The sequence below is a fragment of the Microbacterium sp. LMC-P-041 genome (assembly GCF_030209555.1).
Lineage (GTDB): Bacteria > Actinomycetota > Actinomycetes > Actinomycetales > Microbacteriaceae > Microbacterium.
Map to the genome: position 1 here is coordinate 629,117 of NZ_JARVRV010000001.1, position 13,655 is coordinate 642,771.

The 13,655-nt window shown below is 67.5% G+C and carries 15 protein-coding genes; 8 read left to right on the plus strand and 7 right to left on the minus strand.

The annotated features are described in order from the left end of the window. Positions 1 to 239: 239 nt before the first annotated feature. Together QRN21_RS03040 and QRN21_RS03045 are read right to left on the minus strand one after the other, a co-directional pair. Positions 240 to 1,031, minus strand: a complete 792-nt coding sequence (locus QRN21_RS03040) for an IclR family transcriptional regulator (RefSeq protein WP_056277976.1) — start codon at positions 1,029 to 1,031, stop codon at positions 240 to 242. A 2-nt stretch (positions 1,032 to 1,033) separates the two neighbouring features. Beyond that, on the minus strand, positions 1,034 to 2,077 hold the full coding sequence (locus tag QRN21_RS03045) for a 4-hydroxy-3-methylbut-2-enyl diphosphate reductase (protein ID WP_053099044.1): 1,044 nt from the start codon (positions 2,075 to 2,077) through the stop codon (positions 1,034 to 1,036). 90 nt (positions 2,078 to 2,167) lie between these two features. On the opposite strand from QRN21_RS03045, the gene xseA reads away from it, so the two are divergent. The 5 genes from xseA to QRN21_RS03070 are packed head-to-tail and all read left to right on the plus strand — an operon-like array spanning position 2,168 to position 6,473. After that, positions 2,168 to 3,460, plus strand: coding sequence for an exodeoxyribonuclease VII large subunit (xseA, locus tag QRN21_RS03050; RefSeq protein WP_056277973.1), 1,293 nt, complete (start codon positions 2,168 to 2,170; stop codon positions 3,458 to 3,460). Between the two features lie 31 nt (positions 3,461 to 3,491). Further along, on the plus strand, positions 3,492 to 3,731 hold the full coding sequence (locus QRN21_RS03055) for an exodeoxyribonuclease VII small subunit (RefSeq protein ID WP_053095525.1): 240 nt from the start codon (positions 3,492 to 3,494) through the stop codon (positions 3,729 to 3,731). Further along, entirely contained in the window at positions 3,728 to 4,366 is a 639-nt protein-coding gene (locus QRN21_RS03060) for a DUF4245 family protein (RefSeq protein WP_053095524.1), read from the plus strand. The genes QRN21_RS03055 and QRN21_RS03060 overlap by 4 nt, the downstream gene beginning before the upstream one ends. Positions 4,367 to 4,371: 5 nt before the next feature. Next, positions 4,372 to 5,061 (plus strand): carbonic anhydrase, encoded by a 690-nt coding sequence (locus tag QRN21_RS03065; protein WP_053095523.1) that lies wholly within the window; start codon positions 4,372 to 4,374, stop codon positions 5,059 to 5,061. Next, entirely contained in the window at positions 5,058 to 6,473 is a 1,416-nt protein-coding gene (locus QRN21_RS03070) for a class II fumarate hydratase (protein WP_053095522.1), read from the plus strand. The genes QRN21_RS03065 and QRN21_RS03070 overlap by 4 nt, the downstream gene beginning before the upstream one ends. 65 nt (positions 6,474 to 6,538) lie before the next feature. Here the strand turns inward: QRN21_RS03070 and QRN21_RS03075 are convergent, their stop codons facing one another. From QRN21_RS03075 to QRN21_RS03090, 4 genes are all read right to left on the minus strand, one after another. Beyond that, a complete protein-coding gene (locus QRN21_RS03075; protein WP_056277971.1) occupies positions 6,539 to 6,745 on the minus strand; it encodes a YbdD/YjiX family protein in 207 nt (68 codons plus the stop codon). Continuing rightward, the gene (locus QRN21_RS03080; protein ID WP_230100675.1) at positions 6,745 to 8,976 is read right to left on the minus strand and encodes a carbon starvation CstA family protein; all 2,232 of its coding nucleotides are present in this window, start codon (positions 8,974 to 8,976) and stop codon (positions 6,745 to 6,747) included. The genes QRN21_RS03075 and QRN21_RS03080 overlap by 1 nt, the downstream gene beginning before the upstream one ends. 143 nt (positions 8,977 to 9,119) lie before the next feature. Next, positions 9,120 to 10,439: an RNA 5'-3' helicase PhoH2 gene (gene phoH2 / locus QRN21_RS03085; protein WP_053095519.1), complete on the minus strand. Its 1,320-nt coding sequence runs from the start codon at positions 10,437 to 10,439 to the stop codon at positions 9,120 to 9,122. 260 nt (positions 10,440 to 10,699) lie between these two features. After that, positions 10,700 to 11,479: an isoprenyl transferase gene (locus tag QRN21_RS03090; RefSeq protein WP_056277965.1), complete on the minus strand. Its 780-nt coding sequence runs from the start codon at positions 11,477 to 11,479 to the stop codon at positions 10,700 to 10,702. A 96-nt stretch (positions 11,480 to 11,575) separates the two neighbouring features. On the opposite strand from QRN21_RS03090, the gene trhA reads away from it, so the two are divergent. Beyond that, complete coding sequence (gene trhA, locus QRN21_RS03095; protein WP_072590976.1) at positions 11,576 to 12,304, plus strand: PAQR family membrane homeostasis protein TrhA; 729 nt, start codon at positions 11,576 to 11,578, stop codon at positions 12,302 to 12,304. A gap of 16 nt (positions 12,305 to 12,320) precedes the next feature. On the opposite strand, the gene QRN21_RS03100 is transcribed toward trhA, so the two are convergent. Further along, positions 12,321 to 12,605, minus strand: a complete 285-nt coding sequence (locus QRN21_RS03100; protein ID WP_053095516.1) for a hypothetical protein — start codon at positions 12,603 to 12,605, stop codon at positions 12,321 to 12,323. Positions 12,606 to 12,674: 69 nt separating this feature from the next. Between QRN21_RS03100 and QRN21_RS03105 the strand changes: the two genes are divergently transcribed. After that, positions 12,675 to 13,061 (plus strand): DUF4307 domain-containing protein, encoded by a 387-nt coding sequence (locus QRN21_RS03105; protein ID WP_053095515.1) that lies wholly within the window; start codon positions 12,675 to 12,677, stop codon positions 13,059 to 13,061. A 96-nt stretch (positions 13,062 to 13,157) separates the two neighbouring features. Further along, a complete protein-coding gene (gene greA, locus QRN21_RS03110) occupies positions 13,158 to 13,646 on the plus strand; it encodes a transcription elongation factor GreA (RefSeq protein ID WP_053095514.1) in 489 nt (162 codons plus the stop codon). Positions 13,647 to 13,655: the final 9 nt, after the last annotated feature.

The window sequence follows — 13,655 nt, forward strand, 5'->3', positions numbered from 1 at the left end:
AGACTGCGGGCGTCAAAAGAATGGCGGCCCCGGAGGAGTGGGGACTCCTCGGGGCCGCGGACTCGGAACGCTGGGGACGCTCGTCATCCAAGTGGGGTGAGGAACGCTGGGGACATTCCTCCACCTGTAGCGCCGATTGCACAGACGACTACACCTCACATGTTAGGAAAGCGCGTGCCCGAGCACCAGAGGCACTTCTTCAGATAGTGAAGAGCATCAGACGGGCGACACGTGCTGCGTCAGATCGGCGTCGCCAGACGGGCTGCGCCGCCGCCCAGAGCGTCCGCCCCCAACTGCATGGACAACCGCCTCGCCACGAGCTTGAGCTTCCCGAGCAGGCCGCGATCGAAGCGCGGGTGTCCCACAGGAAGCGAGACGGCGAGTGAGGCTCTGACGCTCGGGGCGATCACGGGAACGGCGATGCAGGTGTTGCCGATGGCATACTCCTCGCGGTCCACGGCGAATCCCGGAGAGCGGTCGAGCTCCGCGATCAGCGCACGCCGGTCACTGATCGTGCGAGACGTGAGTTCCTCCAGCGGATGCCGCGAGAGATAGTCGTCACGCTCCTCTCCGCTCAGATCGCTGAGGATCTGCTTGCCGAGCGCCGTGGCATGCGCGCTCGAATCCAGACCCACCCACAGATCGAGCCGAGGACTGCGCGGGGCATCCACGATGTCGATGAGGTGCACTTCGCCGTCCTGATAGCGGGACAGGTATGCGGAAGCACCCACCTCGTCGGCGGTCTGACGCAGGGCCATGCGGACATGCGCGAAGAACACGCCCCCGGCGTCGGACTGCAGCCGGAAAGCGGGGAAGTTCTCGCCGAGGACCAGACCGTCGGGCTCGCTCACGAGATACCCCTCATGCACCAGTGTGCGCACGAGGTTGTAGGTCGTGCCCGGGGTGAGGCCGGTTCGCATGGCGAGAGTCTTGACCGGCACCGGGCGCGGAGAGTTCGCGACCATGTCGACGAGTCGGAGCGCGCGCTGCACCGAGCCGATCAGCGTCGGCGCCGCCTCTGTGGCGGCCACCGTCAGGCGTTCCCGCTGGAGGAACGGCCTCCCAGCGCACGCGCATCTCGCTGACCCGCGGCATCCTGTCGCAGCTCCTTGGGCAGGGAGAACATGAGGTCCTCCTCCGCCGTCTTGACCTCTTCGACGTCGCGGTAACCCGCTCCGTCGAGTGCGTCGAGGACCTCGCGAACCAGCACCTCGGGCACGGAGGCGCCGCTGGTGACACCGACAGTCGCAACGCCGTCGAGCCACTCCTGCTTGACCTCTTCGGCGTAGTCCACGCGATAGGCGGCCTTCGCGCCGTATTCGAGCGCGACCTCGACGAGGCGCACCGAATTCGACGAGTTCGAGGAACCGACGACGATCACGAGGTCGGCGTTCGCCGCGACCTTCTTGATGGCGACCTGGCGGTTCTGCGTGGCGTAGCAGATGTCATCGGACGGCGGATTGTGCATCTCGGGGAACCGGGCCCGCAGTCGGTTCACGGTCTCCATGGTCTCGTCGACCGAGAGCGTGGTCTGCGAGAGCCAGACCACCTTCGAGGGGTCCTTCACCTGCACGGTGTCGGCTTCGGCGGGCGAGTTCACGATGGTCACGTGCTCGGGAGCCTCTCCCGCGGTGCCCTCGACCTCTTCGTGCCCCTCGTGACCGATGAGCAGGATCTCGAAATCGTCGCGGGCGAAACGCACTGCCTCGCGGTGAACCTTGGTGACCAGCGGGCAGGTCGCGTCGATGGCGTGCAGGCCGCGGTCCGACGCCGCCTCGACGACCGCGGGCGAGACTCCGTGCGCACTGAAGACGACGTGAGCGCCCTCGGGAACCTCGTCGACCTCCTCGACGAAGATCGCGCCCTTCTCCTCGAGCTCGGTGACGACGTGGATGTTGTGCACGATCTGCTTGCGCACGTAGACCGGCGCGCCGTAGCGCTCGAGCGCCTTCTCGACGGCGACCACAGCCCGGTCGACGCCGGCGCAGTATCCGCGCGGAGCGGCGAGCAGAACACGCTTGTTGCCGACGACCGGGTTATCCTGAAGCCGCCCGGCCGCCCCACGTACTCGGGGGATGCGCGGCAGAGGCAGATGAACGGCAGTCGAGGTCACCCTTGAATTCTACCGCCGAGAACCTGAGCAGGAGCGGGAAGGGGCACCGAGCGCATGACGGTCTTCGAAGCATCGACGCGTCCTGGCGAGACTCCGCCGGCGGATGCGGTCGCCCCGCGCGACTCCTCGGCCGACGCACCGACCTCGGTCGCACGCCTGAACGCGACGATCCGCGACTTCGTGGCGCGCTGGAACACGGTGTGGGTCGAAGGCGAGATCACCTCCTGGAACGTGCGCGGGGGCAACATCTTCGCCCGGCTCAAGGACACCCGCTCCGACGCGCAGATCTCCATCAGGATCTGGTCGAGTGTGCGCCCGCGGATCCCCGGCGATCTGGCTGTCGGCGACCATGTCGTCGCCGCCGTCAAGGCCGACTACTTCGTCAAGGCCGGCGATTTCAGCTTCGCCGTCTCGGCGATGAAGCACGTGGGCCTCGGCGATCAGCTGGAGAAGCTGGAGAAGCTGCGACTGCAGCTGCGCCAGGAGGGCCTGTTCGACGCCTCGCGAAAGAAGCGCCTCCCGTTCCTCCCCCATGTGATCGGCCTGATCACGGGAGAGAAGTCGGATGCCGAGAAGGACGTGCACCGCAACGCCGAGTTGCGTTGGCCCCAGGTGCGCTTCCGCACGGAGTATGCGGCTGTTCAGGGCGACCGGTGCGTCCCCGAGACCCTCGCCGCTCTGGCACGACTGGACGCCGACCCGGATGTCGACGTGATCGTCATCGCCCGCGGCGGCGGCGATCCGCAGACGCTGCTCGGATTCAGTGACGAACGACTCGTCCGGGCTGTGGCCGCGGCAACGACTCCGATCGTCAGCGCGATCGGACACGAGAACGATCATCCGCTTCTGGACGACGTGGCCGACCTGCGCGCATCGACTCCGACGGATGCCGCGAAGCGCGTCGTACCCGACGTCAGCGAGCAGCGGGCGCTGATCGCCCAGCTGCGATCCCGAGCCACGACCCGACTGACGCAGCGGCTGTCGCACGACATCGCACAGCTCGAGCAGCTGCGGTCCCGTCCCTCGCTGCGCTCCCCCGACCCGATCATCGAGTCGCGTTCTCAGGACGTGTGGCTGCTGCTTTCGCGGGGACGCGACACGATCACCCGTCAGCACGATGCGGCCGGCCGTGCGACGAGCGAGCTGCGAGCCTCACTGCGGGCGCTCTCCCCCGCGGCCACGCTGTCGCGCGGCTATGCGATCGCCCATCTCGAGGGCGGAGTGATCCTCCGCGACGCCGCCGACGCTCCGGCCGGCAGCAGCCTGACGATCACGGTCGACCGCGGCTCCGTCGCGGCCCGTTCCGAGGGCGAGATCGCGGAAGCACCGGTGCCCCGCTCCGGATGAGCGGGTCCCGCGCACCGCGTAGGATGGAGGCGTGAGTGCGCCGAACGACACCCCTGTGGACACGCTGTCATTCGAGGCCGCTCGCGATGAGCTCGTGAAGGTCGTATCCGAGCTCGAACAGGGTGCTCCGACCCTCGAGCAGTCGCTCGCTCTCTGGGAGCGCGGCGAGGCCCTGGCGGCCCGCTGCGAGGAATGGCTGCTCGGCGCCAAGCGTCGCCTCGAGGCCGCCCGTGCCACGTCGACCGGTGCCGCCGACGGAGACGACTCATGAGCAAGCCCGCTCCCATCGTCGCCGAGCTGGGCCGGCCGGAGACCCCCGAAGAGACGGCGGCCCGCAAGGCCGCGTCGAGCAAGGCCTATCGCTCGAGCCAGACGGTGCGCAGCCTGGTGGCCGCTCTGATCGTCACGCTGGCCATCGTCACGGTGATCGTGCTCGCAGTTCCCCGTGGCGAACCCGCGACCGCCCAGAAGATCGACGTGGTCGGCGTAGCCGCGGACGTGGAGTCCACCATGGACCGCCCGGTGATCGTGCCCGACCTGGCCGACTTCTGGAGAGTCAACACGGCCGAGCTCACGAGCGGCGCGACGACGGTCTGGGATGTCACCCTCGCCCCGTCAGCCGAGGATGAGCGCGGATTCATCAAGCTGGCACAGGCCTTCGACGCCGACGCAGCCTGGGCCCCGCAGCGCCTCAACGGAACCGCGCCGACGGACACGACATCGATCGGCGGGCTGGAGTGGGACGTCTACGACCTCGGCGATGCCGGTGCGAAGCAGAACATCACCTATGCGATCGGCACCCAGGCGGGTGACGACTACCTGCTGCTCTACGGCTCACGCTCCGCCGACTCCACCGCCGAGCTCGCCGAGTCCCTCGTCCCCCAGATCCGCGACCTCTCGGAGTAGCCCTCATGACAGACACGCTCACGCCCGCCGCCGCCTGGAAGCAGATGCAGGAGGGCAACCAGCGATTCGTCGATGACGCCCCGCGGCACCCGAATCAGGATGTCGCCCGACGCAAGCACCTGGCTGCGGCGCAGCATCCTGTCGCCACCCTGTTCGGATGCTCCGACTCCCGGCTGGCCGCGGAGATCATCTTCGACCTGGGGCTCGGCGACCTGTTCGTCGTCCGCAATGCCGGTCAGGTGATCGGCGAGTCGATCGTCGCGAGCCTCGAGTACGCGGTCGCGGTGCTGAACGTCCCCCTGATCGTCGTGCTCGCACACGACTCGTGCGGTGCTGTGCGCGCCGCCATCGACGGCACCGCGATCGACGCGGCGCCGCTGCCGCCGCACATCTGGAAGCTCATCGCACCGATCGTGCCTGCGGCCCGGAAGGTGCTCGTCGAGAGCGGCGGGACCACGGTCGCCGAGATCGACGCCGACCTGGTCGGCCAGGAGCACCTGCGCAACACGGTCCGCGACCTGCTGCAGTCGTCCGAGGTGATCTCCCACGCCGTCGCCGAGGGTCGTCTGGGCATCGTCGGCGCCAACTACCGTCTGGCCGAGGGAACCGCGATTCCCGTCATCACGGTCGGACTCGACACAGACGGAAACGACACCGAGGGGCACAGCCCCGCAACCAAGGAGGGTTCGGAATGACCGACCAGCACAGCGGCGCAGACGCGCAGGGCTACCGCATCGAGCACGACACGATGGGCGAGGTGCGGGTTCCCGTGAACGCGCTCTACGGCGCACAGACGCAGCGCGCCGTCGAGAACTTCCCGATCTCGGGCAAGGGCCTCGAATCCACGCAGATCGCCGCCCTCGCGCGCATCAAGAAGGCCGCCGCGCTCGCGAACAAGGAGCTGGGCACGCTCGATGGGGCCATCGCGGACGCGATCGCCCAGGCCGCCGACGAGGTCGCATCCGGTGCACATGACGGCGAGTTCCCCGTCGACACCTACCAGACGGGCTCCGGCACGTCGTCGAACATGAACATGAACGAGGTGCTCGCGACCCTCGCGACGCGCATCCTCGGTGCGGATGTGCACCCGAACGACCATGTGAACGCCTCGCAGTCGTCGAACGACGTGTTCCCGACCTCGGTGCACATCGCGGTCACGCAGGCGCTCATCGACACCCTCATCCCCGCGCTCGACCACCTCGCCGTCGCCTTCGAGGCGAAGGCCGAGCTGTGGAAGGACGCGGTGAAGTCGGGTCGCACGCACCTCATGGACGCCACTCCCGTCACCCTGGGCCAGGAGTTCGGCGGCTACGCCCGTCAGATGCGCCTCGGCATCGAGCGCGTGCAGTCGGCGCTCCCCCGCGTCGCCGAGGTCCCGCTCGGCGGCACCGCCACCGGCACCGGCATCAACACGCCGCTCGGGTTCCCGCAGAAGGTCATCGAACTGCTCGCAGCCGAGACCGAGCTTCCGATCACCGAGGCCAAGGATCACTTCGAGGCACAGGCCAACCGCGACGGTCTCGTCGAGGCGTCCGGCGCGCTGCGCACGATCGCCGTCTCGCTGACCAAGATCAACAACGACCTGCGCTGGATGGGCTCCGGCCCCAACACCGGACTCGGCGAACTGCACATCCCCGACCTGCAGCCGGGTTCCTCGATCATGCCCGGAAAGGTGAACCCGGTCGTCCCCGAGGCCGTGCTGATGGTGTGCGCACGAGTGATCGGCAACGACGCGACCGTCGCCTGGGCCGGAGCATCCGGCTCGTTCGAGCTCAACGTCGCGATCCCGGTCATGGGCACCGCCGTTCTCGAGTCGATCCGTCTGCTCGCCAACGCCTCGCGCGTGCTCGCCGACAAGACCGTCGACGGACTGCAGGCGAACCTCGACCGCGCGGCGGCTTTCGCCGGAATGAGCCCGTCGATCGTCACCCCGCTCAACAAGCTCATCGGCTACGAGGCTGCGGCGAAGATCGCCAAGCACTCGGTCGCGAAGGGCATCACGGTGCGCGACGCCGTGATCGACCTCGGCTATGTCGAGCGCGGGGACCTGACGCTCGAGCAGCTCGACGAGAAGCTCGACCTGCTGTCGATGACCCACCCGGGTTGATCACCGGATACTGACACGACGGATGCCGCAGGGACTCGTTCCCTGCGGCATCCGTCGTCTGCCCCTCAGCAGCACCGGGCTCCGGGGTCGGCATCCTGCTGGGCGTAGTGCGCCCGCCAGAACTCGCGCTCGGTGAGCGGCTCTCGCTCGGGATGCCGCTCCCGTTCGTGCGCGACGTAGGCCGTGTACCGCGACTGCCCTGTCACGCCGTTCATGTACCAGGCGACGGAGTGCCAGATCCTGCGCGCCGCGTCGGTCACCGCCACAGACATCAGTGCCCCCTCGTCGGCTGGGCGGACGAGGGCAGCGCGTTCCACTCCTTCTCGACCGCGCGCTCCTCCGGTGAGGCGATGAGGCCTGCCGGAGCGAACCGACGCGACGGCACCTCCGGGTCTTCGTGGTCGATGATCGGCCCGGGTCGCACCGCCTGGATGACCTTGACGATCGAGATCGTGATGACGATCACAGACAGCACGAGGAAAGTCACCGACAGGATGCCCTGGATCATCGTGTTGCGCACCACCGCCTCCATCGCGGCGACGCTGGTCGCCGTGCCGAACGACGTCTCGCCCGCAGCGAGCGCGTCTCGGAAGGCGACGTGATTGGCGAAGTAGCCGACCTGCGGCACGCTCGAGAAGATCTTCTGCAGCGACGCCGTGACGGTGACGACCGTCACGAATGCCAGCGGCAGAGCGACCACCCAGAGAACCGTGAACGTGCGCCTGCGGGCGACGATGGTGAGCACCACGGCGAGCGCGATGGCCGCCAGCAGCTGGTTGGCGATGCCGAACAACGGGAACAGGGTGTTGATGCCGCCGAGAGGGTCCGTGACGCCCATGATCAGCACCGCGCCCCAGCCCGCGACCATCACCGCCGTGCAGATCCAGGCCCCGACCCGCCACGACGTGTCCTTGAAACGGGGGATGACGTTGCCGACCGAGTCCTGCAGCATGAATCGCGCGACACGGGTGCCGGCATCCACTGCGGTCAGGATGAACAGCGCCTCGAACATGATCGCGAAGTGATACCAGAACGCCATCATCCCGGTGCCGCCGATCCACTGCTGCATGATGTGCGCGAGGCCGAGAGCGAGGGTCGGCGCACCGCCGGTGCGGGAGACGATCGACTCCTCCCCCACAGCTTCGGCCGTGCTCGTGAGCATCTCGGGGGTCAGGTTCACACCCGTCAGCCCGAGGCTGTTGACGAACTGCACGGCGCCTTCGACGGTGCCGAGGGTCGCGGCCGGCGAGGAGTTCATCGCGAAGTACAGACCACGGTCGATCGAGATCGCGGCGACGAGCGCCATGATCGCGACGAACGACTCCATGAGCATGCCGCCGTAGCCGATGAAGCGGGTCTGCTTCTCCTTCTCGATCATCTTCGGCGTGGTGCCCGACGCGATGAGCGCATGGAATCCGCTCAGCGCCCCGCAGGCGATCGTCACGAACAGGAACGGGAAGAGGGAACCCGCCCAGACCGGCCCCGTCTCCCCCGCAGCGAATTCACTGAAGGCCGGGACGGTGATCTCGGGCCGCACGAAAAGAATCGCGACGGCGAGTGCCACGATCACGCCGATCTTCATGAAGGTCGAGAGGTAGTCGCGCGGAGCGAGCAGCATCCACACCGGCAGCACCGCGGCGATGAAGCCGTAGATGATGATCCCCCACGCGATCGTCGTGCGGTCGAGGGTGAAGACCGCCTGACCCCAGTCGGTCTCGGCGACCATCCCGCCGCCGATGATCGCCGCCATCAGGAGCACGAACCCGATGAGCGACACCTCGGTGATCTTGCCTGGTCGGATCCACCGGAGGTACGCACCCATGAACAGGGCGATCGGGATCGTCATGGCCACGGAGAACACGCCCCAGGGGCTCTCGCCGAGGGCGTTCACCACGACGAGAGCGAGGATCGCCGTGATGATGATCATGATGAGGAGTGTGGCGACGATGGCCGCCGTGCCGCCGAATCGACCGAGCTCGTCGCGGGCCATCTGGCCGAGAGAGCGCCCGCCCCGGCGCATCGAGAAGAACATCACGAGGTAGTCCTGCACGGCACCCGCCAGGACGACTCCGACGATGATCCAGATCGTGCCCGGCAGGTAGCCCATCTGCGCGGCGAGCACGGGTCCCACGAGAGGGCCGGCACCCGCGATCGCGGCGAAGTGGTGTCCGAACAGCACTCGACGGTCGGTCGCGACGTAGTCCTTGCCGTCCGCCTTGTACTCGGCGGGTGTCGCGCGTCGGTCGTTCGGCTTGACGAGGTTGCGCTCGATGAACTTCGAGTAGAAACGGTAGAAGACGAGATAGGTGCAGACCGCCGCGAACACGAACCAGATCGCGTTCACCGTCTCGCCTCTGACGATGGCGAGCATCGTCCAGGCGACACCGCCCAGTAGCGCGATCGCCGCCCAGAGGACGATCTTCAGCGGTGTCCAGCGCGGCTTCTCATCGACAGCCACCGGGGGAAGCGAGTGGTCTTCGACAGTCTTCGTTGTGTCACTCATGGCGCATCACTCCATCGTCTGCGTTCGGTGCCACGAGCGTAATCCGACGACCACGCCGACGGAAGCGAATCGCCGACGCATCCGCCGGAACATGCGACAGCGGATGCCGTGACATCACGGCATCCGCTGTCGGACCACTCAGGTCAGCTGAGTTCGCCCCCTTCGAGAAGCTCGGTCACCAGGGCGGCGATCGCGGAGCGCTCGGACCGCATCAGCGTCACGTGGGCGAACAGGTCATGCCCCTTGAGCGTCTCGATCACGCTGGCGATGCCGTCATGACGGCCGACACGGAGGTTGTCGCGCTGGCCGACGTCGTGGGTCAGGATCACGCGCGAGTTCTGCCCCATGCGGCTGAGGACGGTCAGCAGCACGTTGCGCTCGAGCGACTGCGCCTCGTCGACGATCACGAACGCGTCGTGCAGCGACCGACCGCGGATGTGCGTGAGCGGGAGCACCTCGAGAATGCCCCGTTCGACGACCTCCTCCATGACGTTGCCGGACACGACCGAACCGAGCGTGTCGAACACCGCCTGCCCCCACGGGCCCATCTTCTCGCCCTGATCGCCGGGCAGGTAGCCGAGCTCCTGGCCTCCGACGGCGAACAGCGGGCGGAAGACGATGATCTTCTTCTGCTGCTGTCGTTCGAGCACCGCCTCGAGGCCGGCGCAGAGAGCCAGGGCGGACTTTCCGGTGCCCGCGCGCCCGCCCAGCGAGACGATGCCGATGTCCGGGTCGGTGAGCAGGTCGATCGCGATCCGCTGCTCGGCGGACCGCCCGTGCATGCCGAAGATGTCGCGGTCGCCGCGGACGAGCTTGTACTCGCCGTCTCCCGTGATCCTGCCGAGTGCGGAACCGCGCTCGGAGTGGATGATGAGCCCGGTGTTCACCGGCAGGCCCCTCGCATCTTCGCTGATGCCCACCTCGCTCTCGTAGAGATCGCTGATCTCGTCACCGGACAGGTCGAGGGTGGTGATTCCGGTCCATCCCGAATCGACGGCCTGCTCGGCGAGGTACTCCTCGGCACGCAGACCGAGCGAGGCCGCCTTGACGCGCATCGGGAGGTCCTTCGAGACGATCGTGACGTCCTGACCGTCCTGCGCGAGGTTCATCGCGACCGAGAGGATGCGGGTGTCGTTGTCGCTCAGCCGGATGCCGGCCGGGAGCACCGAGGAGTCCGTGTTGGCCAGCTCGACCCGAAGCGTGCCGCCCTCGCCGACCTCGACGGGGAAGTCCAGCCGTCCGTGCTCGACACGAAGGTCATCGAGGTGGCGAAGCGCCTGACGGGCGAAGTATCCGATCTCCGGGTCGTGCCGCTTGCCTTCGAGTTCGGTGATGACCACCACCGGAAGGACGACCGAGTGCTCGGCGAACCGGAAGAACGCCTGCGGATCGCTCAGCAGGACGGACGTGTCGAGCACATAGGTCCGAAGATCCTGATCAGGACCCTCCGCCCCCGCTCGCATCGTCGTCTTACGGGTGGACTGCTGCGCGGTGCTGGTGGACTGCTGCGCTGTACGTGAGGTCACGACCCACTCCCGACCCGGGGAACTCCCGGTTATTCGAACGAGTCGACCAGGGGGTCACGAGTCGTCATCCTGAGGCCGACCCGACGGGCACCTTGCCCGATGCCTAGAAGCTACGACCAGCCGCCGACATTTGACGAACTCGACACGCCACGAGTTCGTTACGTGTTGGTTAACGCGGGGTGGCGTCGTCGGCGAGGTCAGCGGCCGAAGCGCCGGTCACGGTCGGCGAAGTCGCGGATCGCGCGGAGGAAGTCGACCTGGCGCAGGTCCGGCCCGAGCGCCTCCACGAAGTAGAACTCGCTGTGGGCGCTCTGCCAGAGCAGGAAGTCGCTCAGACGCTGCTCGCCGCTCGTGCGGATGACGAGATCGGGGTCCGGCTGGCCGCCGGTGTACAGATGCTCCCCGATCATCTCGGGGGTCAGATGAGCGGCGAGGTCCTCGATCGTGCCGCCGGACGCCTGATGCGCCGTGACGATGCTGCGCACCGCATCGACGATCTCGTTGCGTCCGCCGTAGCCGACCGCGAGGTTGACGTGGAGGCCGGTGTGGTCGCGCGTGCGCTCCTGTGCGTCGTCCAGCACCTTCGCGAGCTCCGCGGGAAGGATGTCGGAGCGTCCGACGTGCTTCACACGCCAATTGCCCTCGCGCGACAGTGCCTCGGCGAGCTCGGCGATGATCTCGATCAGATCGGCGAGCTCGGCGGAGTCGCGCTTTCGCAGGTTGTCGCTCGACAGGAGATACAGCGACACGACCCGCACCCCGAGTTCATCGCACCAGCCGAGGAACTCGCGCATCTTGGCGGCACCCGCCCTGTGTCCCTCCGCGGGAGTCTCGTAGCCGAGCTGCCTGGCCCAGCGCCGATTGCCGTCGATCATCATGGCGACGTGATGGGGAACGGTCTCCGGATCGAGATGGCGGCGCAGCCGGCTGGTGTAGAGGCGGTACAGCGGCCCCCGCCCCTGACCATCGCGTGTCATCACCTCCCTACGCTATCGTGTCGGCGTCGGCGGACCCAGGGCCGACGCTCAGGATATGTACGCTCGCCTGCATGGGAGCCCGCATAGAGTGAAGGCGTGAGCACTCCCGACTCCTCGGTACCTGACGTCCCCCAGCTGCCCCTCCTGGAGGAGGCGGCGCACGACGCCGCCGTCGAGATCAAGCCGACCTGGCGCGGCTGGATCCACGCGGCCACGTTCCCCGTCGCGATCGTCGCCGGGGTGGTGCTGATCACCGTCGCGCAGGGCGGCGCGGCCAAGTGGGCCGCCGCCGTGTTCATGGCCACCTCGCTGCTGCTCTTCGGCAACTCCGCTCTCTATCACCGGATCGACTGGAGCCCGAAGGTCAAGGTGATCCTCAAGCGGATCGACCACGCGAACATCCTGCTGCTGATCGCCGGCACCTATACGCCGCTCGCCGTGCTCGCGCTGCCCCCTCAGAAGGGCGCCCTGCTGCTCGTGTTCGTGTGGAGCGGGGCGCTTCTCGGCATCCTGTTCCGGGTGTTCTGGATCAATGCTCCGCGGTGGCTGTACGTCGCCCTCTACCTACTTCTGGGCTGGGCTGCGGTGATGTACCTCGCCGACCTCTTCGTCGCGAACGCCACGATGATGGTGCTCGTCATCGTCGGAGGGCTCCTCTATACGGGCGGCGCGGTCGTCTACGCGATCAAGAAGCCCAACCCGTGGCCCGGCCATTTCGGGTTCCACGAGATCTTCCACGTATGCACGGTGCTCGCTTTCCTGTGCCACTGGGTCGCGTGTCTGCTCATCGCCCTCGCACCGCTGTCCCCGTCACTCGGGGCCTGACCCGCCGAAGGCTCGGTCAGCGCTTCTCGGGGTCGTCGTCGCCCTCGCGCACGATCGGCAGGTCGGCATCCGTCTCGGTCGCCTCGTCAGCCGCCCGCGCGGCCTCTTCGGCGTCGAGCTCATCCCTGACCTCTTCGCGGTAGCGGACCCGACGGATGCGACGGTTCATGTCGAGGATCAGCAGGATCACCGCGATCAGGATGATCACGACGGCGGCGAAGCCGACGAATCCGGGCGTGACCAGCTCCGGTGCCACCGTCATCGTGGGCGTCGGCATCGGTGTCTCGGTCAGAGCGAGCATGGAGTCTGCCTTTCATGCGCAGGTCGCATAACCTGGAGTTACCAGCCTAACGACCGGAAGACCCACCCCGTGACGACCGCACAACAGCTCGACGACCGCTACGGTCGCACCCGCTCCCGCCGGGGGCCATGGATCGTCCTGATCGCCATCGCGGCACTTCTCGTCGGCGCGTTCGGCTGGATGATCGTCGCGGCGCAGATGAACGCGGTCGACTCCGACGATCTCGGCTTCGATCTGGTGGATGAGCACAGCGTCACCGTGCGCTTCCAGATCACCGGGGTGCAGGGCAAGGACGTGGCCTGCATCGTCGAGGCGCTGGACGAGGAGTTCGGGGTCGTCGGCTGGAAGGTCGTCGAGATCCCCGCCGGAGATGCCCATTCGCAGGCGCTCTCTGCCACGGTTCCCACCGTCTCGAGCGCCACGACAGGTTTGGTGAACAGCTGCTGGGTCGCTTAGACTCGAGCCAGACAGATGACGCCCTGGCACCGTGCCGGGGCGTCTTGGCATATCCCCCGCGGAACGTCGCCGGGTACCTAACGAAGGAGCTTCGTCATGTCTACTGACGCTCAGGTTCCCTTCCTCACGCAGGAAGCGTATGACCGGCTCGTCGCCGAGCTCGAGCACCTCTCCACCACCGGTCGCGAAGAGATCGCCAAGCGCATCGAAGCGGCACGCGAAGAGGGCGACCTCAAGGAGAACGGCGGGTACCACGCCGCCAAGGACGAGCAGGGCAAGCAGGAGGCGCGGATCCGCACCCTCGAGAACCTTCTCAAGACCGCCAAGGTCGGCGAGGCGCCCGCGAGCCGCGGCATCGTCGAGCCCGGCACGGTCGTGACCGCCGTGGTCGCCGGTGGCGAAGAGGTCTTCCTCCTCGGCAGCCGTGAGATCGCCGTGGGCAGCGACCTCGACGTGTACAGCGAGGCCAGCCCGCTCGGACAGGCGATCCTCGGACTCAAGGTCGGCGAGAAGTCCTCGTACGAGGCGCCGAACGGCCGCGCGATCTCGGTCGAGATCGTGAACGTCGAGACCTACACCGGCTGACGCGCTCCG

Coding starts and splice junctions, on each gene's coding strand:
- xseA (WP_056277973.1), top strand. CDS start 2,168: ATGACGGTCTTCGAAGCATCGACGCGTCCTGGCGAGACTCCGCCGGCG.
- QRN21_RS03060 (WP_053095524.1), top strand. CDS start 3,728: ATGAGCAAGCCCGCTCCCATCGTCGCCGAGCTGGGCCGGCCGGAGACC.
- QRN21_RS03065 (WP_053095523.1), top strand. CDS start 4,372: ATGACAGACACGCTCACGCCCGCCGCCGCCTGGAAGCAGATGCAGGAG.
- QRN21_RS03070 (WP_053095522.1), top strand. CDS start 5,058: ATGACCGACCAGCACAGCGGCGCAGACGCGCAGGGCTACCGCATCGAG.
- QRN21_RS03075 (WP_056277971.1), bottom strand. CDS start 6,745: ATGTCTGTGGCGGTGACCGACGCGGCGCGCAGGATCTGGCACTCCGTC.
- QRN21_RS03080 (WP_230100675.1), bottom strand. CDS start 8,976: ATGAGTGACACAACGAAGACTGTCGAAGACCACTCGCTTCCCCCGGTG.
- phoH2 (WP_053095519.1), bottom strand. CDS start 10,439: ATGCGAGCGGGGGCGGAGGGTCCTGATCAGGATCTTCGGACCTATGTG.
- QRN21_RS03090 (WP_056277965.1), bottom strand. CDS start 11,479: ATGACACGCGATGGTCAGGGGCGGGGGCCGCTGTACCGCCTCTACACC.
- QRN21_RS03100 (WP_053095516.1), bottom strand. CDS start 12,605: ATGCTCGCTCTGACCGAGACACCGATGCCGACGCCCACGATGACGGTG.
- greA (WP_053095514.1), top strand. CDS start 13,158: ATGTCTACTGACGCTCAGGTTCCCTTCCTCACGCAGGAAGCGTATGAC.